The 21,926-nt window shown below is 30.8% G+C and carries 23 protein-coding genes and 1 pseudogene; 21 read left to right on the forward strand and 3 right to left on the reverse strand.

Features of this window, described 5'->3' with window-relative positions; genetic code table 11:
• Nucleotides 1–61 precede the first annotated feature (61 nt).
• From CSPT_RS00140 to CSPT_RS00175, 9 genes are all read left to right on the forward strand, one after another.
• A complete protein-coding gene (locus CSPT_RS00140) occupies nucleotides 62–712 on the forward strand; it encodes a helix-turn-helix transcriptional regulator (protein WP_089181742.1) in 651 nt (216 codons plus the stop codon).
• A 129-nt stretch (nucleotides 713–841) separates the two neighbouring features.
• Nucleotides 842–1,186, forward strand: a complete 345-nt coding sequence (locus CSPT_RS00145; protein ID WP_089181743.1) for a RidA family protein — start codon at nucleotides 842–844, stop codon at nucleotides 1,184–1,186.
• Nucleotides 1,187–1,189: 3 nt separating this feature from the next.
• A complete protein-coding gene (locus CSPT_RS00150; RefSeq protein ID WP_089181744.1) occupies nucleotides 1,190–2,509 on the forward strand; it encodes a GntT/GntP/DsdX family permease in 1,320 nt (439 codons plus the stop codon).
• A gap of 10 nt (nucleotides 2,510–2,519) precedes the next feature.
• Nucleotides 2,520–3,788, forward strand: a complete 1,269-nt coding sequence (dsdA, locus tag CSPT_RS00155; protein ID WP_089181745.1) for a D-serine ammonia-lyase — start codon at nucleotides 2,520–2,522, stop codon at nucleotides 3,786–3,788.
• A gap of 353 nt (nucleotides 3,789–4,141) precedes the next feature.
• A complete protein-coding gene (locus tag CSPT_RS09125; RefSeq protein ID WP_170246150.1) occupies nucleotides 4,142–4,342 on the forward strand; it encodes a hypothetical protein in 201 nt (66 codons plus the stop codon).
• A gap of 97 nt (nucleotides 4,343–4,439) precedes the next feature.
• On the forward strand, nucleotides 4,440–5,117 hold the full coding sequence (locus CSPT_RS00160; protein WP_089181746.1) for a F0F1 ATP synthase subunit A: 678 nt from the start codon (nucleotides 4,440–4,442) through the stop codon (nucleotides 5,115–5,117).
• Between the two features lie 96 nt (nucleotides 5,118–5,213).
• Nucleotides 5,214–6,632, forward strand: coding sequence for an Asp-tRNA(Asn)/Glu-tRNA(Gln) amidotransferase subunit GatB (gene gatB / locus CSPT_RS00165; protein WP_089181747.1), 1,419 nt, complete (start codon nucleotides 5,214–5,216; stop codon nucleotides 6,630–6,632).
• The gene (locus tag CSPT_RS00170) at nucleotides 6,629–7,522 is read left to right on the forward strand and encodes an NAD(P)H-dependent glycerol-3-phosphate dehydrogenase (RefSeq protein ID WP_089181748.1); all 894 of its coding nucleotides are present in this window, start codon (nucleotides 6,629–6,631) and stop codon (nucleotides 7,520–7,522) included. The genes gatB and CSPT_RS00170 overlap by 4 nt, the downstream gene beginning before the upstream one ends.
• A complete protein-coding gene (locus CSPT_RS00175; protein ID WP_089181749.1) occupies nucleotides 7,519–8,484 on the forward strand; it encodes a glycoside hydrolase family 3 N-terminal domain-containing protein in 966 nt (321 codons plus the stop codon). Before CSPT_RS00170 ends, CSPT_RS00175 begins: the two co-directional genes overlap by 4 nt.
• Before the next feature lie 13 nt (nucleotides 8,485–8,497).
• Here the strand turns inward: CSPT_RS00175 and CSPT_RS00180 are convergent, their stop codons facing one another.
• From CSPT_RS00180 to CSPT_RS00190, 3 genes are read right to left on the reverse strand one after another with little or no spacing between them, the layout of a single operon-like run.
• Complete coding sequence (locus CSPT_RS00180; protein WP_089181750.1) at nucleotides 8,498–8,914, reverse strand: hypothetical protein; 417 nt, start codon at nucleotides 8,912–8,914, stop codon at nucleotides 8,498–8,500.
• Nucleotides 8,911–9,789 carry an EamA family transporter RarD gene (gene rarD, locus CSPT_RS00185; protein ID WP_089181751.1) on the reverse strand — a complete coding sequence of 293 codons (879 nt, stop codon included), beginning with the start codon at nucleotides 9,787–9,789 and terminating at the stop codon, nucleotides 8,911–8,913. Before rarD ends, CSPT_RS00180 begins: the two co-directional genes overlap by 4 nt.
• 31 nt (nucleotides 9,790–9,820) lie before the next feature.
• Nucleotides 9,821–10,813 carry a GGDEF domain-containing protein gene (locus CSPT_RS00190; protein WP_089181752.1) on the reverse strand — a complete coding sequence of 331 codons (993 nt, stop codon included), beginning with the start codon at nucleotides 10,811–10,813 and terminating at the stop codon, nucleotides 9,821–9,823.
• A gap of 255 nt (nucleotides 10,814–11,068) precedes the next feature.
• Here CSPT_RS00190 and CSPT_RS00195 point away from each other — a divergent pair, with 255 nt between their 5' ends.
• The 12 genes and pseudogenes from CSPT_RS00195 to CSPT_RS09435 all read left to right on the forward strand — a co-directional run.
• The gene (locus CSPT_RS00195) at nucleotides 11,069–12,406 is read left to right on the forward strand and encodes a class II 3-deoxy-7-phosphoheptulonate synthase (protein ID WP_089181753.1); all 1,338 of its coding nucleotides are present in this window, start codon (nucleotides 11,069–11,071) and stop codon (nucleotides 12,404–12,406) included.
• Between the two features lie 25 nt (nucleotides 12,407–12,431).
• A complete protein-coding gene (locus CSPT_RS00200) occupies nucleotides 12,432–12,986 on the forward strand; it encodes a metallophosphoesterase family protein (protein ID WP_089181754.1) in 555 nt (184 codons plus the stop codon).
• A gap of 90 nt (nucleotides 12,987–13,076) precedes the next feature.
• Nucleotides 13,077–13,643 carry a cytochrome C gene (locus CSPT_RS00205; RefSeq protein ID WP_089181755.1) on the forward strand — a complete coding sequence of 189 codons (567 nt, stop codon included), beginning with the start codon at nucleotides 13,077–13,079 and terminating at the stop codon, nucleotides 13,641–13,643.
• 9 nt (nucleotides 13,644–13,652) lie between these two features.
• Nucleotides 13,653–16,169: a molybdopterin guanine dinucleotide-containing S/N-oxide reductase gene (locus CSPT_RS00210; protein WP_089181756.1), complete on the forward strand. Its 2,517-nt coding sequence runs from the start codon at nucleotides 13,653–13,655 to the stop codon at nucleotides 16,167–16,169.
• 363 nt (nucleotides 16,170–16,532) lie between these two features.
• Nucleotides 16,533–16,751, forward strand: a complete 219-nt coding sequence (gene infA / locus CSPT_RS00215) for a translation initiation factor IF-1 (protein ID WP_033917121.1) — start codon at nucleotides 16,533–16,535, stop codon at nucleotides 16,749–16,751.
• Nucleotides 16,752–16,923: 172 nt separating this feature from the next.
• Nucleotides 16,924–17,037 carry a 50S ribosomal protein L36 gene (gene rpmJ / locus CSPT_RS00220; protein WP_033917120.1) on the forward strand — a complete coding sequence of 38 codons (114 nt, stop codon included), beginning with the start codon at nucleotides 16,924–16,926 and terminating at the stop codon, nucleotides 17,035–17,037.
• A gap of 3 nt (nucleotides 17,038–17,040) precedes the next feature.
• Nucleotides 17,041–17,409, forward strand: coding sequence for a 30S ribosomal protein S13 (gene rpsM, locus CSPT_RS00225; RefSeq protein ID WP_089181757.1), 369 nt, complete (start codon nucleotides 17,041–17,043; stop codon nucleotides 17,407–17,409).
• Nucleotides 17,410–17,419: 10 nt separating this feature from the next.
• Nucleotides 17,420–17,812: a 30S ribosomal protein S11 gene (gene rpsK, locus CSPT_RS00230; RefSeq protein WP_089181758.1), complete on the forward strand. Its 393-nt coding sequence runs from the start codon at nucleotides 17,420–17,422 to the stop codon at nucleotides 17,810–17,812.
• A 22-nt stretch (nucleotides 17,813–17,834) separates the two neighbouring features.
• Nucleotides 17,835–18,461 (forward strand): 30S ribosomal protein S4, encoded by a 627-nt coding sequence (gene rpsD / locus CSPT_RS00235; RefSeq protein ID WP_089181759.1) that lies wholly within the window; start codon nucleotides 17,835–17,837, stop codon nucleotides 18,459–18,461.
• Nucleotides 18,462–18,476: 15 nt separating this feature from the next.
• Nucleotides 18,477–19,484, forward strand: coding sequence for a DNA-directed RNA polymerase subunit alpha (locus CSPT_RS00240; protein ID WP_089181760.1), 1,008 nt, complete (start codon nucleotides 18,477–18,479; stop codon nucleotides 19,482–19,484).
• A gap of 3 nt (nucleotides 19,485–19,487) precedes the next feature.
• Nucleotides 19,488–19,844, forward strand: coding sequence for a 50S ribosomal protein L17 (rplQ, locus tag CSPT_RS00245; RefSeq protein WP_089181761.1), 357 nt, complete (start codon nucleotides 19,488–19,490; stop codon nucleotides 19,842–19,844).
• A 1,500-nt stretch (nucleotides 19,845–21,344) separates the two neighbouring features.
• A pseudogene (locus CSPT_RS09435) lies at nucleotides 21,345–21,875 on the forward strand (methyl-accepting chemotaxis protein); the annotation flags it as partial.
• Nucleotides 21,876–21,926 lie beyond the last annotated feature (51 nt).

The following is a 21,926-nucleotide window of genomic DNA, read 5'->3' on the forward strand; positions in this document are numbered from 1 at the left end:
CCTTGATTTTTTTAAATTAAAACTGGTTTATATATAATTTTATTAAAAAGAAAGGTTAATTATGGATAAAAATTTAAAAAATATTTATATCAAATTTGTAAATTTTTTAGCTGAAATTTTAGGCGAAAATTATGAAATTGTTCTTCACGATATAAGCGAGGAAGGCTCAAAGATTGTAGCTATTAAAAATTCTCATATAAGCGGAAGAAACATTAATTCTCCTATGACAGGTTTTGCTTTAGAATTAATACAATCAAAAAGATATTTAGAATGTGATTATTTAACTAATTATAAAGCTACCACTAGATTAAATTTAGGAATTAGTGGTTCTACATTTTTTATAAAAAATGGCGATAAATTAGAAGGTATGCTTTGCATTAATTATGATGGTAGTAAATATGCAAAAATAGTAAATGAAATTTTATCTCTTGGAAATATAAATCCATTTTTAGATCCAAAAATGTTTATGGAAGATGCCGTAGAGCAGTTAAGTGATAGTATTGATGAGATTATAGAAAATATTTTGTCAATCAAATCTAGCGATACTAAAGATTTAAAACCAAAGCAAAAATCACAATGTATTAGCAAGCTTTATGAAAAAGGTATATTTAATATTAAAAACGCTATTCCTGCGGTTGCAAAATATTTAAATTTATCAGAACCAAGTGTTTATAGATATTTGCAAAAAATACAAACTTCAAAGAATTTATAATAAAATAATATTAAAAAATACAAAATTTAAAAAATATTTTATTATTTTTCTAAAAATTCAATAAAAATTTATATTTTTTATGCTATATTTTCTCAAATATAATAATTTTTTATTAGAAAGGAGAAAAAAATGCATAAGTTGCCTTACAGCTCTTACAGAACTTGCGGTGAGTTTATTTTTATCTCAGGACAACTTCCGGTTGATTTAGAGAGTGGAGATATATGCGGTGATATTAAAACCCAAACTAGAAATTCTCTTCTTAATATCAAAAAAATACTATCTTCTCTAAATTTAGATATAGGCAGTGTTGTTAAAACAACTGTGTTTTTGCAAGATATGAAAAATTTTGATGCAATGAACGAAGTATATGCTGATTTTTTTGCTAATCCATATCCTGCCAGAAGTGCTTTTGTGGTAAAAGAACTTCCAAAAAACGCATTAGTTGAAATAGAAGCTATTGTATACAAAGGATGAGAGATGAGTGATTTTGGACTGATTTTGACACTTATTGTGGCGATATTGTTGATTGTGTTTATGATAAGTAAGTTAAAAATTCATGCATTTTTAACACTTAGTTTGGCAAGTGTATTTGTTGCCATAGTTACTGGTGTAAAACTAGATATAATAACAGCTAGTTTAGAAAAAGGTATCGGCTCTACGTTAGGTTTTTTAGCTATTATTATAGGTTGTGGAACTATTTTGGGTAAAATGCTAGAAATTTCAGGCGGTGCTAGAGTAATAGCGGATTTTTTGCTAAATAAACTTGGAAAACAAAGAGTGAATTTAGTAATGGTTTTAGTTGGTTTTATAGCCGGTATTCCAGTGTTTGTTGAAGTTGGCTTCGTGCTTTTAGTTCCGTTAGTTTTAGTTGTAGCAAAAGAATTAAAAATAAATCCTGCAACCATAGGTATCTCACTTGCTACTTCATTGATGACAGTTCATTGTATAGTTCCACCACATCCTGCTGCTACTGCGATAGTTTCTACGCTTAAAGCTGATATGGGTATGGTAATTATGTTAGGACTTTTCACTGGTTTAATTTGTGCTTTTGTAGGCGGTGTAGTTTTTATGAAATTTGTAAAACTCCCTTTAAATGCTGATATTAAGTTGGTTAAAACCGATGACATAAAAGATATGCCAAGTTTTGGTATTTCGCTATTTACTATATTGTTGCCACTTATTTTGATGCTTTCTAAAACTATTTTTTTACCATTAGTGGAACAAAGTTCAAGTTTATCAATGATTATAAAATTTATAGGCGACCCGATAATAGCACTTTTGATATCTGTTTTTGTGGCTTATTATACTTTGGGTATAAAAAGAAATTTAAATATGGATAATATATTTGATATCACATCAAGTTCTTTTTCGCCAATTGCGGGTGTATTGCTTATTATAGGTGCAGGTGGAGCTTTTAATGAGATTTTAGTTATCAGTGGTATAGGAGAAGCACTAAAAAACACACTTTCTACTTTACCTATAAGTCCTATATTTTTAGCTTGGCTTATAGCTTTGATACTTCACTTGGCTATAGGTTCAGCAACTGTTGCTATGTTAAGTGCGGCTGGCATTGTCTTACCGCTTCTTGGAAGTAGCACTATAAGTCCTGAGATAATGTGTATAGCAGTAGGTAGTGGTGCAATAGGTGCTACAATTGTTACAGATAGCTTGTTTTGGTTAGTAAAAGAATATCTTGGTATAAGTGTGTCGCAAATGTTAAGGTATTTTACGACAGCTACTACGATAGCATCCATTACAGGTTTAGCGGTTAGCTTTATTTTATCTTTTGTATTTTAAGGAGGATACGATGCAAGATGTTATGCAAAATTTAAAAAATAAAACAGAGTTTTTGTGGATAAATCCAAAAAATTCAGACCAAGACAATAGTAAATTTAGTATAAGCGATATAGAGGATGCAAGGGCTAGGCTTGATAGATTTGCACCGCTTTTAGAAAAGCTTTATGCACAAAGTAAAAAAACTAGAGGCATTTTAGAAAGTCCTTTTGTTGCGGTTAAGGATTTGCAAGATGAGTTAGAAAAAAGATATGGTACAAAACTTTATGGAAAACTATATTTTAAATTAGATAGTCATTTGCCAATTAGTGGATCTATAAAAGCTAGGGGTGGAATTTATGAGGTCTTACAACACTGCGAAAATTTACTTTTAAAAGAAGGACTTTTAAAAATTGATGATGATTATTCAAAGATAGCAAATGATGATATAAAAAACTTTTTATCTAAATTCAAAGTCGCTGTTGGTTCAACTGGAAATTTGGGTCTTAGCATAGGTATAATGAGTGCAAAGCTAGGATTTAAGGCTAGTGTTCATATGTCAAGTGATGCAAGAGAATGGAAAAAGGAGATGTTAAGAAGTTATGGGGTTAATGTGGTTGAGTACGAAAGTGATTACTCAATAGCAGTAGCAAACGGTAGAAAAGAAGCACAAGGTGATCCACAGAGTTATTTTGTAGATGATGAAAACTCAAAAAGTCTGTTTCTTGGGTATTCAGTAGCTGCCAAAAGACTTGCTGGGCAACTAAAATCACTGGATATAAAAGTAGATGAAAATCATCCGCTTTTTGTCTATCTGCCTTGTGGTGTTGGTGGTGGACCAGGCGGTGTTGCTTATGGTATAAAAAAGGAATTTGGCAAATATGCTCACTGCTTTTTTGCAGAGCCAACGCACAGCCCTTGTATGCTTCTTGGTATGCACACTCAAAAACACAATGAAATAAGTGTCTTTGATATAGGGCTTGATAACAAAACAGCAGCAGATGGGCTTGCCGTTGGTAGGGCTTCATCGCTAGTTGGAAAAATAATGGATACCATGTTAGAGGGTATTTATACGATAAGCGATGATGAAATGTATAAACTTTTGTATCTATCTTATGAAAAAGAGGATTTAAAGCTAGAGCCATCAGCACTCGCTGGTGTAAAAGGAATTTATCACATAAATAAATTATATGATAAAGAAAAGTTAAAAAATGCTACACATATAGCTTGGATTACTGGTGGTTCTATGGTTCCTGATGATGAAATGCTAAAATACATAAACACTGCAAAAAAGTTAATATAACATCCTAATTTTTCTCTGTTAGAGTTTAAACTCGCTCTAACAGAGTTTTATAAAGTTAATTTTTGATTTTATAAATGCCACTAAGTTTTTTTGGTGTAAAGCCAAAAATGTTCAAACGACGCTTCTTTTTTACTGCTGTTACCAAAATTATTATACACTTCATCAGTGTTTATATTAATTTAATGCACTAGCTACTTCAATGGTTATTATTTTTTGTGTTAAGTGTGGTAACATCATTTACACTTTTGCTCTGCTTGCAAAATAGTTAAAGACACGGAGCTGAAAATTTATTCAGATATTTATCAGTTTTATTAGTTGTATCCATAATACTAGGTATAAAAGCTAATAAAGTCTTGCCAGTAAAACAACAAGAATTTAACTTTTATTATGCAATTATCGGCTTTGTAATTATGACAGTAGCAAATATCATAGCTGCTATTACTTTTAATATAAGAATGTCGAAAATAATACCTATGGAGCTTTTGAATTCTTTATATTATATTTTGATATTATGGCTAAGTGTGGTTTTTTTATTTATGTATTTTAATTTATAAATTATTAATTTAAAATATCAAATAATATTTAAAACAAATTTAACAAATTTTTAGCTACAATTAGCCCAAATTTATTATTTTTATTAAGAGGTTTTTTATGAGAGATTTGTTTTTATTTGCTGGGACTATATCGCACGATCACAATTTTATTTATATATTTCATTTATGTTTAGTAGCTTTGATTATAGTTTTTCTTGCAAGAATGTCGACAAAATCTATGCATTTAGTTCCTAGAGGATTTCAAAATTTAATGGAAACTTACCTTGGTTTTGTTATCACAATGGGAAAAGAAACTCTTGGAAGTGAAGAGTTATCAAGAAAGTATCTACCTCTTGTAGCAACGATAGGCTTGGTTGTATTTTTTAGTAATATGATTGGTATAATTCCAGGATTTGAGTCCCCTACAGCAAGTCTTAATCTAACTTTAACTCTTGCTTTATGTGTGTTTGTTTACTATCATTATGAGGGTATAAAGGCAAATGGATTTTTTAAATATTTTGGGCATTTTGCCGGTCCTTCAAAATATCTTGCACCGCTTATGTTTCCTATAGAAATAATCTCTCACATTTCACGCGTTATATCATTGTCTTTCCGTCTTTTTGGAAATATCAAAGGCGATGATTTGTTTTTACTTGTTATGTTAACACTTGCACCTTGGATTATTCCTATTGTTCCATATACACTTCTGTTTCTTATGGGTGCTTTGCAGACATTCATTTTTATGACGCTTACTCATGTTTATTTAGCAAGTGCGGTAATCATAGACGAACATTAATATAATTTTACATAAAACCTTTAGTAGTTTATAAAATTTAAAAGAAATTTTAGGTAAAATCACACTTACTTTATAAATTTACAAAGGTTTATCATTATGTTTGAAACAGTTATTGGACTAGAAGTTCATTGTCAGCTAAATACAAAAACAAAAATTTTCTGCTCATGCTCTACGAGTTTTGGAGATGAGGCAAATACTCATGTTTGTCCAGTTTGTTTAGGGCTTCCTGGTGCATTGCCTGTTTTAAATAAAGAAGCTGTAAAAAAAGCTATAAGTTTTGGTGCGGCTATAAACGCAACTATAAATAAGCGTTCAATGTTTGATAGAAAGAACTATTTTTATCCAGATCTTCCAAAAGCTTATCAAATTTCACAATTTAACATTCCTATAGTAGAAAAAGGAGAACTTTTTATAAATGTTAATAACGAAACAAAGAAAATAGGCATAACAAGGGCACATCTCGAAGAGGACGCTGGTAAAAATACGCACGAAGATTCTAGGAGTTTGGTTGATTTAAATAGAGCTGGAACACCACTTCTTGAGATAGTAAGTGAGCCTGATATGAGAAGTAGTGATGAGGCTGTTGCGTATCTTAAAAAACTGCACTCTATTTTAAGGTTTTTAAATATAAGTGATGCAAATATGCAAGAAGGTAGTTTTAGGTGCGATGTAAATGTTAGCATTAGACCAAAAGGCGATGAAAAATTCTACACTAGAGTTGAGATAAAAAACTTAAATTCGTTTAGATTTATACAAAAAGCAATTGAATTTGAAGTTGAACGCCAGATAGCAGCTTGGGAAGATGGCGTTTATGATAAAGAAGTTGTTCAAGAAACTAGGCTTTTTGATACCATAAATTTAACTACAAGATCAATGCGTTCAAAAGAAGATAGTGCAGAGTATCGATATTTTCCAGATCCTGACTTGCTACCACTTATAATACCTGATGAAGTTTTAGAAGAGTGTAAGAAAATACCAGAGCTTCCTGATGAGAAAAAACAAAGATATATTAATGAGCTTGGCATAAAAGAAAGTGATGCCGAGGTTCTTATAAGTGAATATGAAATGGCTCTTTATTTTGAAGATCTTATCGGAGCAGGGCATGAACCAAAATTATGTGTTACTTGGCTTACAGTTGAACTTCTTGGTAGGCTTAAAAATGGTGCTACAATTGCTACAAGTCCGGTTAATAGTGCAAAAATGAGTGAGTTATTATCTAAAATAGAAGATAACACAATATCTCAAAAAGCCGCAAAAGAGATACTAGATGAACTTATGCAAAATGGCGGAAATGTAGATGATATCATAGATAGACTTGGATTAAAACAAGTTAGTGATGATAGTTCGATTTTAGCTGCTATAGATGAAGTTTTGGCGCAAAATGGCGATAAAGTTAATGAGTATAAAAGTGGTAAAGATAAGCTTTTTGGCTTCTTTGTAGGGCAAGTTATGAAAGCTGGAAAAGGTGCATTTAATCCAGCTAAAGTAAATGAGCTTTTAAAACAAAGACTATGAAAATAGCAGTTATTGGTGCCGGAAAGTGGGGAAGTGCACTTTTTAACGCACTTAGCAAGAAAAATGATTGTGTTATAACTTCAAGAACCACTAGAGATATTGCAAATTTTGTTAGTATAGATGAGGCATTAAATGCTGAAATTCTTGTTTTTGCACTTTCTAGCCAACACACAAGAGAATTTTTACAAACTCATTTTGTAAATAAAAATCAAAAAATTTTAGTAGCTTCAAAGGGCATAGAAGCAGTTAGTGGAATGTTTTTAAATGAAATTTTTGAAAATTTTATGGATGCTAAAAATTTAGCATATCTTTCCGGTCCTAGTTTTGCTACTGAGGTTTTAGCTGAGCTTCCTTGTGCTTTGGTGATTAGTTCGCAAAATTTAAGTTTGTGCGATGAACTTGGCGAGTTATTTCCAGGCAAATATATGAAAATTTACTCATCAAATGATGTAATAGGAGCTGAAATTTGCGGAGCCTATAAAAATGTATTAGCTATAGCAAGTGGGGTTTGTGATGGCTTAAAACTTGGTAATAACGCAAGAGCTAGTCTTATATCAAGGGGTTTAATAGAAATGTCAAGATTTGGCAAATTCTTTGGTGCAAAAGATGAAACATTTATGGGTTTAAGCGGAGCTGGAGATCTGTTTTTAACTGCTTCAAGTGTGCTTTCAAGGAATTATAGAGTAGGTATGGGTTTAGCTTGTAAAAAAGACATAAAAACTATTTTAAATGAGATAAATGAAGTTGCAGAAGGAGTTGAAACTGCTAAAGCTATACAAAATATCGCTCAAAAACATTGTATTTACACACCTATAGTAAACGAAGTGGTTTCAATGATAAACGGTAAAAGTCCAACAGAATGTCTTTGTGATTTGTTAAGAAAAAAATGAGAATAGTTTTTATATTTTTGCTTATTTTATCGGTTGCTTTTTGTGATCAAAATAATACAAAACCATCATTAAAACGAATGATCGGACAAATGATTGTCGCAGGTTTTGACTCTACAAGCGTGGATTCCAAAGAGTTTAAACAGCTTTTAAAAGATTTATCTTATGGGCGAATTGGCGGGATAATTTTACTTGAAAAAAATTTTCAAGACAAAGAGCAGTTATTAACTTTAATAGACAAAATTAGACATATTTCAACAACTCTTCCGCCATTTTTAGGCATAGATGAAAAAACTATTTATAAACTAAATTCAAGCTATATTGATTATGATATGCTAGAAAATATGGCGATAAACTCAAAACCAGTAAAAACTCTATATACAAATATTGCTGATGATATAAAAAGCTATAGTATAAATTTAAATTTGGCACCAAATGTTAATACAAAAAATAAAATTTTAAAAAACAATCAAATTAGTGCATATGCAAATGAGTTTATAGATATTTTTACTCAAAAAAATGTAATTCCTGTTATGAAATATTTTCCTAGCAATGATAGTGCAAAAATTTATGATTATAGTGATTTAAAAGTCTATTTTGATATGATTGGCAAAATAGACATCATAATGAGTTCAAGTGCTAAATTTTCAAATTTAGATCCAAATAATGAAGCTTATTTTTCAAATATCATTTTATATAGCATTTTAAGAAAGGAACTTGGGTTTAATGGCGTTATAATGAGTGATGATTTGCTAAAAACTGGCAATATTATTCAAAATGCCATAAAAGCTATAATAGCCGGAAATGATATAGTATTTGTAAGCTCAAATTTACACAATAATAAAAGCTTAGCAAATGAGATGGTAAATGCTATAAATAAAGCTGTGATTGATGGCAAAATTTCAAGCAAACAGATAGAAAGTTCGTATTTGCGTATAAAAAAATTAAAAGAAAAATTGAGATAAATTTTATCCTTTTCTACATCTCTTTTTTGTAAGTTAGCATTAGATTGTTTCGTAATCTATCGGCATTTTCTTCGCCATTTTTCGTATTAGTGTTTATAAATTTATCAATCTTATCTAAAAAAGTAAAAAGCGAGTTTTCCCAAATTTTGCTATCTTTGCGATTTGCATTCATAGTCTGTATAAATTTTAGCTCTTTTATAAAATCATCTATTTTGCTATCAAATTCACTTTTGCTTATCAAATTTAAACTCTCGTCATTTAAAAACTGCTCTTTAAAACCCATAAGCTCGTTATTTATAGCTTCACAGAATTTATTATACACGCTAGTATCGTTTGGATCTTCATCTATCTTTTTTGTTAATTTATTTATTTGTATATACATAACTATGGCAACCATCGCCGCTATTGTTATCATTAAACCTAAATTCACTGCTTTTTCCTTTTTATACTATCAAAACTTATTATGAAAAGTCCAAGCCAAATAAGGCTAAAACTTATGATTTTACTAATTCCAAGTTCCTCATTATACAAAAAAACTGCTATAAGCATACTGAGTGTTGGTGAAATGTATTGCATATATCCAATTGTTGAGAGTTTTAGTCTAATTGCGGCTGAGTTAAATGTAATAAGCGGCACAATCGTAACTAAACCGCATATTATTAACAAAATTCCGTTTAAATTTAAATCAAAAGAGCCATCGCCTTTTATCCCTAGATATGTTAGATATGCAAGTCCTATTGGAAATATAAGCATTGTTTCTACAAAAAGTCCTTCTAACGACGGGACATTTATTTTTTTGTGAAGCAAACCATAAATCGCAAATGAAAGCGGTAAAATGATAGAAATCAAAGGCAATTCGCCCATGGAAATAACTTGTATGCAAATTGCAATAAATACTAAAAATACCGAAAATTTAGCAGCCAATGAGAACTTTTCTTTTAAAAAAATAGCACCAAGGAGTATAGACAAAAGTGGATTTATAAAATACCCTAAACTTGTTTGTAAAATTCTATCCGTTTCTATTGCATAGATAAAAGTTCCCCAATTCGTTGCTATTAGTAATCCGCACAAAAATAGCATTAAAACTATTTTTTTATCACGAAGTATAATTTTTAAATTTGAAAGTCTATTTTTTACTCTAAGAAGAATTATTAAAATAATAAAAGACCATATTATCCTATGAGCCAAAATTTCAACAGCACCGACATTTTCAAGTAGTTTAAAATATATAGGAAAAACTCCCCACATTATAAATGTGGAAAGTCCGTATATAAGACCTTTTGTAGTTTCTTTTTTTATTTTCATTTTTGAATTTTAAACTAAATTTATAAATATTTTATCTGCTTATAATTCTATTTCTACCTTTATTTTTAGCCTCATAAAGCAATTCATCTACCCTTATTAAACATTGATCTATATTATCATTTTTTCTATAACTTGTTAATCCTATGCTAGTAGTTATTGGTTTATTGTCTGGTAAAAGGAGTTGTTTTTCAGTATTTTTAAGAATTCTATCTGCTACTTTTTGTGCTTTTTCTAAAGTAATTTTAGGAAATATTATTAGAAATTCTTCTCCCCCGTATCTTATACAAATATCATTTTTACGACAAGAATCATTTAAAATTTTTGCAAATTTTATAAGTATCTCATCGCCAACTTTATGACCATATGTATCATTTACTTTTTTAAAAAAGTCTAAATCAGCCATCAATACGCAAAATTCTATATTTTGTTCTTCAAAAAGATTTGCAAATAATTGCATTCTGTCAATTAATATCGAGCGATTATAAAGTCCGGTAAGAGCGCCTAGTTTAGAGTTTTCTTCTATCGTTTTATTTGCGATTTCTAGCTTTTTTATGGTTTGGATTAATTCTATTTCTACTTGTTTTTCTCTGGTTACATCCATAATTTCTCCTATCAATCCTTTTTGATAAGAATTATTTATATGAAAACCCTTACTCCAATAAAGTGAAATTTTTGACTCACCTGTTTTCATTTTAAATGTTGAGCAGTAGTGATTAATATCTGCGTTTTCTATAAGCTGTAAATCTTCTTTTTGATAAGCTTCTTTTGCACTAGGTGCTAAATAATCAAGTTCTAAAACGCTTTTTGATATAAAATTTTCTTTTTTTATACCAAAAAATTGTTCATACGCTTTGTTGAAAAACATAAATTTAGCATTTTTATCTTTAATAAAAATTGGATTTGGCAGATAATCAATTGCGTGTCGATAAAATTCCAATTCTTCTTTAGCTTTGATTAAATCTTGTGAAATTTTCTCAAATTCATTTTTTATAGGTTGTAAAATTTCTAAAATATCTTTATCCAAATCATCCCAATTTATACTATTTAGTTTATCTATCTTTTGACACCATAGTTTTAAATTTTTTTAGAGTTTGCAACTTGTCCTCCTCTTTTTGTAAATCATAGATAAATTATATACCAACTAATAATATATTTTTACATATTACCGCTTTATATATGATTAATTTGTAGTTGATATAATTTATTTTTTAGTAATATAAATAGAAACATATTTAAGTATATGTAGTGTATAATAAAATTATTTTTTAAAAGGAATCGCATGCAATGGACTATGGATAGTTGGAGAAATTTTAGAGCACTTCAACAACCGCAATATGACAATATTGATGAGTTAAAATACGCAGAAAAAAAGTTAAGGTTGCTTCCGCCACTTATCTTTGCAGGAGAGGTTAGAAATTTAAAAGATAGTTTAAAAGATGTGAATGATGGAAATGCTTTCTTGCTCCAAGGCGGTGATTGTGCTGAGAGTTTCGCAAATTTCAGTGCTGTAAATATCAGAGATATGTTTAAAGTTATTTTGCAAATGGCGATAGTTCTTACTTATAGCGGCGGTAAACCAGTTGTTAAGATAGGTAGAGTTGCTGGACAATTTGCAAAGCCAAGAAGTAGCGATTTTGAAGAACAAAACGGTATAAAACTTCCAAGTTACAGAGGTGATATCATAAATGGTTTTGAGTTTGAAGAAAGCTCAAGGATAGCAAATCCAAATAGAATGATAGATGCGTATAATCAAAGTGCAGCAACTTTGAACTTACTTAGAGCATTTTCACGCGGTGGTTTGGCAGATTTGCACGAGATACAAAAATGGAATGTCGGTTTTATAGCAAAAACAGATCTTGATAAAAAATATCATGATTTATGTGAAAATTTATCTCAAACTCTTAAATTTATGGAAGCTTGTGGTATAAACTCAAAAAATACTCAGTCTATAAACGAAACTATACTCTATACTTCACACGAAGCTCTTTTACTGCCTTATGAAGAAGCACTTACTAGGGTTGATAGTTTAACGGGGGAAATTTATGACTGCTCTGCACATATGCTTTGGATAGGCGAAAGAACGCGTGGAGTTGATGATGCACATGTGCATTTTTTAAGCGGTGTTAAAAATCCAATTGGTGTAAAAATAGGACCAGATGGAAGTAGTGATGATATTTTGAAGTTAAGCGATGCTCTAAATCCGCAAAATGAAGCAGGTAAATTTAATGTTATTATTAGAATGGGTGCTGATAAAATAAAAGATAAGCTTCCAAATATATTTAAAAATATTTCAAAAGAAAAAAGAAATATTATTTTTAGCATTGATCCAATGCACGGAAATACCGTAAAAACATCAAACAATTATAAAACTAGGGAATTTGATAAAATTTTAAGCGAAGTAAAATCATTTTTTGAAATCGCAAAAAGCGAAGGTATAAATCCAGGCGGAATTCATTTAGAAATGACAGGGCAAGATGTCACAGAATGCACAGGTGGGGCATTTAAACTAACACAAGATGAGCTTGTTAACAGATACGAAACTCAATGTGATCCGAGATTAAATGCAAATCAGGCACTAGAACTCGCGTTTTTGATAGCAGATGAGTTAAAAGGATAGTTATAAATTTATAGTTGGGGTAATCATGCTGATAATACATGCAAGTGATATCCATTGCGATAAATTTCTTATGGAAAAAATTCTTGATTTAAAATACGATGCTTTGTGTATAAGCGGGGATTTACTTGATGAACCATCAAGAATGGCTATAGATACGCAGATAAAAACATTTAAAAAGTTTTTCAAAGAGCTTAAAAAGCCGATTTTAATCTGTAGCGGTAATCACGATTTGGATACAAAATGGATAAAAGACATAAAAAGAGTCCATTGTGATGATATCAAAGATGTTAAAAAGCTTAAATTTGGTTGTGTTCCTTTTGGATGTAAAGATTTTGCTAAATATAAAAAATGTGATATTTTGATAACTCATGTTCCACCATTTGGTTCGGCGTGTGCGTTTGATTTGAATAATTGCAAAGATTTGGGAGATAAATTTCTAACAAATGCATTGGGCGAAGGGATAGTAAAACCTAAATTTATACTTTGTGGGCATATCCATAATCCAAAAGAGAGATATGAGAAATTTCTTGGTGTTAAGATTTTAAACTCATCGTGTAATGTTTATGATATTTGTGTATAAAATTTAGAAATTTTATCATATATTAAATTTAAGTAAAATTTAATAAACTCTATTTCATAATACCATAATATTTTTTATTAAGGAGGAATAGTGAAAAAAGTTTTACTTGTATTGACACTTCTGGCATGTGGTTTATTTGCTAGTGAAACGGTGTATTCAAACAAAGTTAAGTCAGTTTATCTTTCGCCAAACGATACAAAAGTTGCAGGAAGACTTCTTCCAACAAATGCAATCAATATCTTAGAAGATGGCAAAAAGTTAGTTAAATTTGAGATTAAAGGTTTTGTAAATCCCACTAGTCCAAATATAATTTATCATAGCGATGGGGTTAGAATTTTAGCCCTTGCTTTTTCTAAAACATCAAAACCTGATATTAAAACCATAAAAACAGGCAAAGATGGTGCTTGGAATGAAGTAAAAGTTGTTGCTTATACTACAAAAGGCGATTTCGAAAAAGATTTAAAACCTATGTTTGAAAAAGCATCTAATCTTTATAAAAGTAACTGTTCTATGTGTCATTCGCTTCATGATGTAAATCAGTATAATGCAAATCAGTGGCCAGCTCTATTTAGATCTATGGTAAGTAGAACTCCTATAGAAAAAAGCGATCATTGGCTTGTGATTGAGTATTTACAAAAACACACCACTAAGAAATAAGGAGAAGTTATGGAAAGAAGAAGTTTTTTAAAATTTAGTGCAGCTCTTAGTGGAGCAAGTATGGTGCCTAGTTTTGTTTTTGCAAAAGATTTAAATAAAAGCTTAGTAAAAACTGGCAAGGTTAAAACAGCTGCTCACTGGGGCGTATTAGAAGTTGAAACCAAAAATGGCAAAATTGTAAGCTCAAAATCAGCTCTAAATGTAAGTCCATATCCAAATCCACTTCAAAACTATACAAAAGATTTGGTTGAAAATTCTCGCGTAAAACATGTTTATGTTAGAAAAAGTTATCTAGCAAATCCAGATAGTCCAAAACCTGAACTTAGGGGAACAGAAGAGTTTGTAAAAGTTAAATACGAAGATGCTATTAAGCTAGTTGCAAAAGAGCTTAAAAAAACTAGAAAAGCTTTTGGCTCGCAAGGTGTTTTTGCTGGAAGTTATGGTTGGAAAAGTAGTGGAAATGTGCATAATTCAAGAATTTTACTTCATAGATTTATGAATATGAGTGGAGGATTTGTAGGAAGCACTGGGGATTATTCAACCGGAGCAAGTCAAATCATAATGCCTCATGTTGTAGGAAGTATAGAAGTTTATGAGCAACAAAGTTCTTGGAATGATGTTTTAGCAAATTCAGAAGTCGTAGTTTTATGGGGTGCAAACCCATATTCAACTCTTAAAATTTCTTGGACTTCAAATGAAGAAGAAGCACAAAAATATTTAGAAAGCCTTAAAAATAGTGGCAAACAAATTTATATGATAGATCCATATCTAAATGAAACAGGACGCTATTTTGGCGATAAAATAAAATGGATACCAATTCGTCCAAATACTGATGTTTCTATGATGTTAGCAATGTGTTATTATCTTTATACTACAAATAACTATGATAAAGATTTTATAGAAAACTATACTTATGGTTTTGATAAATTTGTTCCATATCTTACAGGTAAAGTTGATGGTGTGGTAAAAGATGCTAAATGGGCATCTAAGATATGTGGAGTTGATGCAAAAATCATAGAGAGTTTGGCAAAAACTTTTAAAGATCATAAAACAATGTTAATGAGTGGATGGGGTATGCAAAGGGCTGATCATGGCGAACAACCTCACTGGACTCTTGTAACGCTAGCTTCTATGATAGGACAAATCGGACTTCCAGGTGGTGGCTTTGGATTAAGTTATCATTATAGTGGTGGCGGTACTCCTACTGCAAAAGGCGGTATAATAGGTGGAATAAATGCTGGAAGTATTGGAAATTATGATGAAAATGGTAAATTTCTAGGACTTGCAAAATCAGATTTTGAATCAAAAGGAACCGGTCAAAGTTGGTTGCAAAAAGCTACAAACTATTCTTTTCCTCTTGCTAGGATAGCTGATGCGCTATTAAATCCTGGAAAAGTAATTGATCATAATGGTGAAAAAATAACATATCCAAAGATTGATTTTATTTATTGGGTAGGTGGAAACCCTCTTGTACATCATCAAGATACAAATACAATGGTAAAAGCGTTTAGAAAGCCTAGAACCATCGTTGTAAATGAATCATATTGGACTCCAACTGCAAAAATGGCAGACATCGTTTTCCCTGCTACAACTCAGTATGAAAGAAATGATATCACAATGGTAGGAGATTATTCAAATATGTATATAGCTCCTATGAAACAAATTGTTGAAAAAGTAGCTGACTCAAAAGATGATTATCAAATTTTCACAGATCTTTGCAAGGCTTATGCTGATGGCTTAGCTGAGGTTTATACAGATGGCGGTAAAGATGAGTTTGATTTTATAAAAGAGTATTATGATGGAGCTAGAAAACAAGTTCTTGCTATAAGCGATCTTGGTGTTGAAATGAAAGAATTTAACGAGTGGTGGGAAAGCAATGAACCGGTTAAATTTAATTCTACAATGGAAAGTGATAGCTGGGTTAGATTTGCTGATTTTAGGGAAGATCCTATCTTAAATGCTCTTGGAACCCCAAGCGGTCTTATAGAAATTTATTCTCAAGATATAGAAAAAATGGCTTATGATGATTGCAAAGCACATCCAACTTGGTTTGAACCTGCCGAATGGCTTGGAATGGCTAAAAAACCTGCTAAATTTCATATGATGAGCGTTCATCCAAACGATAGACTTCACTCACAGCTCAATCAGACAAGTCTTAGAGATAAATACGCGATAGCTAACAGAGAGCCGCTTTTAATAAGAAGCGATGATGCAAAAGAAATTGGTGTAAAAGATGGCGATTTGGTTAGAGTATTTAATGAGAGAGGCGAGGTATTGGCCGGAGTTAAAATTTATGATAATCTTGCAAAAAATGTCATAGTTTTAAGAGAGGGTGCGTGGTATGATCCTCTTGATCCTACTAAAAAAAGCATTTGTAAAAATGGTTGTGCGAATGTTTTAACCATCGATAAACCGACCTCAAAACTTGCAAATGGCAATATCTCACACACCGCACTTGTAAATATAGAAAAATATACACAAAAAGCACCTAAGCTTACAGCATTTGAAGCTCCAAAAGGTGTGTAATTCTACAAATCTACCAAATTAAAATTTGGTAGATTTTATTAAATTTCTTTGTATCTTTTTTAAACTACTTTTACGCAAATTTGTCATAACTTCATAAATTTACTTTTGGAATGTCGTGCGTATGTTAAATTTAATTTTGCAATATTTCTATAAAGATTAATAATTTTGTTTTCATATATTTTGCATTTATATAAAAATTTGGCGAAATTATAATGATAAATTTAATAATACTAGCACATATAAAAATAAATCGTTTTAAATTCTAACCTAAAATATAGCTTATTTTAAATTTAATTTAAGTAAATTTAAATCTTAAATTTTGTAAAATAAAAACTTTCAATAAATTTTATAGAAAGGGGAATAATGGCTAAAGATGATGTAATAGAAATAGATGGAAACATCGTAGAAGCATTGCCAAATGCGACATTTAAAGTTGAGCTTGATAATAAGCATGTAATTTTATGTCATATTGCTGGCAAGATGAGAATGCACTATATTAAGATTATGCCAGGCGATCGTGTAAAAGTTGAACTTACGCCTTATAGTCTTGATAAAGGTCGCATAACTTATAGATATAAGTAAATTTAAAGCATTATTTTAGTAAAATGATAGCTTTTGCAACTAAGCTGTAGGAAGAAGTGTTTTTAAAATCACCACTATTTTGAAAACAGTTGGTTTGATACTTTCTTAGAAATTTCATTAAACCTAAGTGCAGTTTGCGTAACAAAGTGGAATAATTTTTTAGGAGACTAAAATGAAAGTTCGTCCTTCTGTAAAGAAGATGTGTGACAAATGCAAGATCATTAAACGCAAAGGCGTGATTCGTGTAATTTGTGAAAATCCAAAACATAAGCAAAGACAAGGATAAAAGATGGCTCGTATTGCAGGTGTAGATTTACCAAAGAAAAAAAGGGTTGAATATGGGCTTACCTATATTTATGGTATAGGTCTTTTTTCATCAAGAAAAATTCTTGATGCAGTTGGAATTTCTTATGACAAAAGAGTTGCTGATTTGAGCGAAGATGAAGCTGCTGCTATAAGAAAAGAGATTCAAGAGCACTATATGGTTGAGGGTGATCTTAGAAAAAGCGTAGCAATGGATATAAAAGCTTTGATGGATTTAGGTAATTATAGAGGTTTAAGACATAGAAAAGGTCTTCCTGTTCGTGGTCAAAAAACTAAGACAAACGCTAGAACTAGAAAAGGTAAGCGTAAAACTGTCGGTGCAGCAGCTAAATAAGGATTGAAATATGGCAAAACAAAAAGTAACTAAGAAAAAAGTTGCAAAGAAAAATATTGCTAAAGGTATAGTTTATATTTCTGCAACTTTTAATAATACAATGGTAACAGTAACTGATGAAATGGGAAATGCTATTGCATGGAGTAGTGCTGGCGGTTTAGGTTTTAAAGGTAGTAAAAAATCAACTCCATATGCTGCACAACAAGCAGTTGAAGATGCCATGAGTAAGGCAAAAGAACACGGTATCAAAGAAGTTGGAATTAAAGTTCAAGGACCTGGTAGCGGAAGAGAAACAGCAGTTAAGAGCGTTGGTGCTATAGAGGGAATAAAAGTAACATTTTTAAAAGATATTACTCCACTTGCACATAATGGTTGTAGACCACCAAAACGCCGCCGCGTGTAATTAAATAACTAGGAGAATTATTATGTCAAGATATACAGGACCTGTTGAAAAAATTGAAAGACGATTAGGTGCAAGTTTGTCTATGAAAGGCGAGAGAAGACTTGCTGGAAAAAGTGCTTTAGAAAAAAGACCATATGCTCCTGGTCAACATGGACAAAGAAGAGCTAAAGTTAGTGAATATGGTTCACAGCTTAGAGAAAAACAAAAAGCTAAATTTATGTATGGTATCAGCGAAAAACAATTTAGAGGTTTGTTTAAAGAAGCAGCTAGAAGAGAAGGAAATACCGGTTCGTTATTACTTCAACTTTTAGAGCAAAGACTTGATAATGTGGTTTATAGAATGGGATTTGCAACAACTAGAAGATTTGCTAGACAACTTGTAACTCATGGACATGTATTGGTTAATGGGAAAAAATTAGATATACCATCTTATAGAGTAATGCCTGGAGAAAAGATAGAGATTGCTGAAAAAACTAAAGATAATGCACAAGTTAATAGAGCGCTTGAACTTACAAATCAAACAGGCATTGTTGCTTGGGTTGATGTTGAAAAAGATAAAAAATATGGTATTTTTACAAGAATTCCAGAAAGAGAAGAGATAGTTATTCCTGTTGAGGAAAGATTTATAGTAGAGCTTTACTCTAAATAATAGTGAGGTAAATTCATGAGAAAAATTACCACAACAGCTTATATGCCAACAGAGATAGAGGTTGTAAATGTAAGTGAAAATGTTGCAAAAATTATTGCTTATCCTTTTGAAAAAGGTTATGCTGTAACTTTGGCACATCCATTAAGAAGACTGCTTTTTACAAGCACAGTTGGTTATGCACCAACTGGCATAAAGATAGAAGGTGTAACGCACGAATTTGATAGTATGCGTGGTATGTTAGAGGATGTTGCTCATTTTATTATAAATCTCAAAAATTTACGCTTTAAGATTAAAAGTGATGCTCAAAGAATCGTTGTTGAGTATTCTTTTAATGGTCCAAAAGAAATTCTTGGATCTGATTTGAGCAATGATGAAGTTGAGATTGTAAATCAAGATGAATATCTGGCTACTATCAATGAAGATGCTGAATTAAAATTTAGTGTTATAGTTGAAAAAGGTATAGGATATGTTCCAAGTGAGCTTATAAGGGATGATATGCCATCTGACTACATAGCAATAGATGCTTTCTTTACTCCTGTAAAAAAAGCAGTTTATGATATAGAAAATGTTTTGGTTGAAGATAATCCTGATTTTGAAAAGATTATCTTAACTATAGCAACAGATGGACAAGTAACACCGATAGAAGCATTTAAGAATTCACTAGAATCTATGTATAAACAGATGTCTATATTTAATAAAGTTTTAGATTTAAATATATCAGATGTAACTGCTGGTTCACCTTATGGAGGAGAGCATTCAAAACTTTTTGAAGGTATAGAAAGTTTAAATTTAAGTGCAAGAAGTTCTAATTGCTTGGAAAGAGCTGAGATAAAATTCATTGGTGAACTTGCTTTAATGAATGAAGATGAATTAAAAGATCTTAAAAATTTAGGTAAAAAATCACTTGAAGAAATAAAAGCCGTAATGGCTGAAATAGGCTATGCAATAGGCAGCAATGCTCTTGATGGAAACAAAGATCAGCTTAAGAAAAAAATTCAAGATTTAAAGAAAAAAGAAGGATAATACATGAGACATAAACATGGTTATAGAAAGCTTGGAAGAACATCGTCTCACAGAAAAGCAACTTTAAAAAATTTAGCAATAGCTATAATAAATTGTGAAAAGATAGAGACAACGCTTCCTAAGGCTATGGAACTAAAAAGTTATATAGAAAAAATGATAACAAGGGCTAGAAAAGGCGATTTTAATGCTGATCGTGCTGTTTTTGCTCTGTTGCAAGATAAAGTAGCTACAAAAAAATTAGTTAGCGAAATAGCCCCAAAATATGTAAATAGAGCTGGCGGATATACAAGAGTTGTAAAAACTCGTCTAAGAAGAGGCGATGCTGCACAACTTGCCTATATAGAATTAATCAGCGAATAAACTATAAAGTGCCTTTTGGCACTTTTTTACTTAAAACTCTTTTTTAAATTTATATTTTTAATATTTCAATATAAACTCTTATTTATTTTTTAACCTTTACTAAATACTAAAATTATTGCAGATAATATATAGGCATAAGAAATAATTTAATATTTAATAGATACTTTATAAAAGTTTTCACAGAGATAATCATGCAAGATAATATTTTTTATTAAATAATTAAGTATATTTTTATTAATTATGTGTTTAAATTTTATAAATTAAAAATTTAAGAGGAATTTTTAAATGCTTTCTTTTTATAAACTTTTTCAAAAAGTATTAATTGTTTTATCAATTGTTTCGGTTTTGGTGTTGGGCTATGTATTTTATAGTCTAGTTGTTGCTTCAAATGAACTTAAAGCTTCTGGCGATATGCAGCTTTTATCGTATAAATTAGCAGATGAGTTAAGGCAAAGTTCGGATGATTTAACAAGATTAGTAAGAACTTATGCTGTTACTGGCGATAAGTCATATAAAGATCAATATTTTGCAGTGCTTGATATAAGAAATGGTAAAAAACCAAGACCACAAGATTATCACAGAGCATATTGGGATTTTGTAGCTGGTGGCAACTCTAAGCCTAGAGCGGATAGCGATTTAACAATCTCTTTAAATGATTTGATGAAGCAAAATGGTTTTACTCCACAAGAATTTGAAAAACTAAAACAATCAAATGCAAAATCCGATAGTTTGGTAGTTTTAGAAACAAAAGCAATGAATGCCGCCGAAGGTCTTTTTGAAGACTCTAGTGGTAAATTTACCATTAAAGGCGAGCCTGATTATAAACTAGCATCAAATTTAGTAAATAGTAAAGATTATCATAATTTTAAAGCAGAAATAATGAAGCCACTTGATGATTTTTTTGTGCTTATGGAAAATAGAACAAAAGATGAAGTTAGTAAAGCAAATTCTACTTTAAAAATGTTGCAAGCTATATTTGTCATCGTTTTAGTTATAACAGTTATTTGTATAGGACTTCTTGTTTTTGTTGGTTCAAAGATAACATATGGAATTTTAGGCGGTAAACCATCTGATCTTGAAAAAGCAGTTTCCGAACTTGCTAATGGAAATTTGGCCCAAGAAGTGAAAACAAAAAATCCAAATAGTGCTATGGGACTTTTAAAAACAGCTAATGAAAATTTAAGAAAATTGATAGATGATGCAAAACATCTATCATCTGAAAACTCATCAATTTCAGAAGAGTTATCTTCAACATCGCTTCAAGCTGGTAAAAGGATAGAAGATTCTGCTTCTTTTGTGTCTCAAACTACTCAAAAAGTTGATAATATTCATAAAACTGTAACTGCTGGAATGCAAGATGCTAGAGGCGGAAAAGAAGATTTAACAAAAGCAAATGAATATATAAATGAAACAAGTAGTTCTATTGTGGCATTAACTGAAAAAATTCAACAAAGTGCAAATACAGAAACAGAACTTGCGCAAAGAATGGATCAATTGTGTAAAGACGCAGAGCAAGTTAAAATCATTTTAACTACAATAAATGAAATAGCCGATCAGACAAATTTACTTGCATTAAATGCAGCTATTGAGGCGGCTAGAGCAGGTGAACATGGTAGAGGATTTGCAGTTGTTGCTGATGAAGTTAGAAAACTTGCTGAAAAAACTCAAAGCAGTTTAATAGAAATTAATGCCACAATAAATACCATTGTTCAGTCTATAACAGATTCAAGTGAAAAGATGAATGATAATGCAAAAAGTATGGATAATCTTACAAATATCGCAAATCAAGCAAGAGAACAGATGGTAAGTATGAGTGAGGTAATGCAAAAGGCTATCAAAGTATCCGAAAAAACAGTTGCTAGTTATATATCTAATGGAGAAAATATCGAAGATATAACTAAAAGTATAGATAATATCAATGAGATATCAAACAAAAATGCTAGAAGTATAGAAGAGATAGCAAGCGCTTGCGAACACTTAAATAAAATGACAGAAACTTTAAATAACAAACTTTATGAATTTAGAACATGACACTCTTGGGTTAATTACCCAAGAGCTTACTTTATATAAATAACTTTCTTA

Origin of the sequence: Campylobacter sputorum subsp. sputorum (assembly GCF_008245005.1) — a bacterium.
GTDB classification, from domain to species: domain Bacteria; phylum Campylobacterota; class Campylobacteria; order Campylobacterales; family Campylobacteraceae; genus Campylobacter_F; species Campylobacter_F sputorum.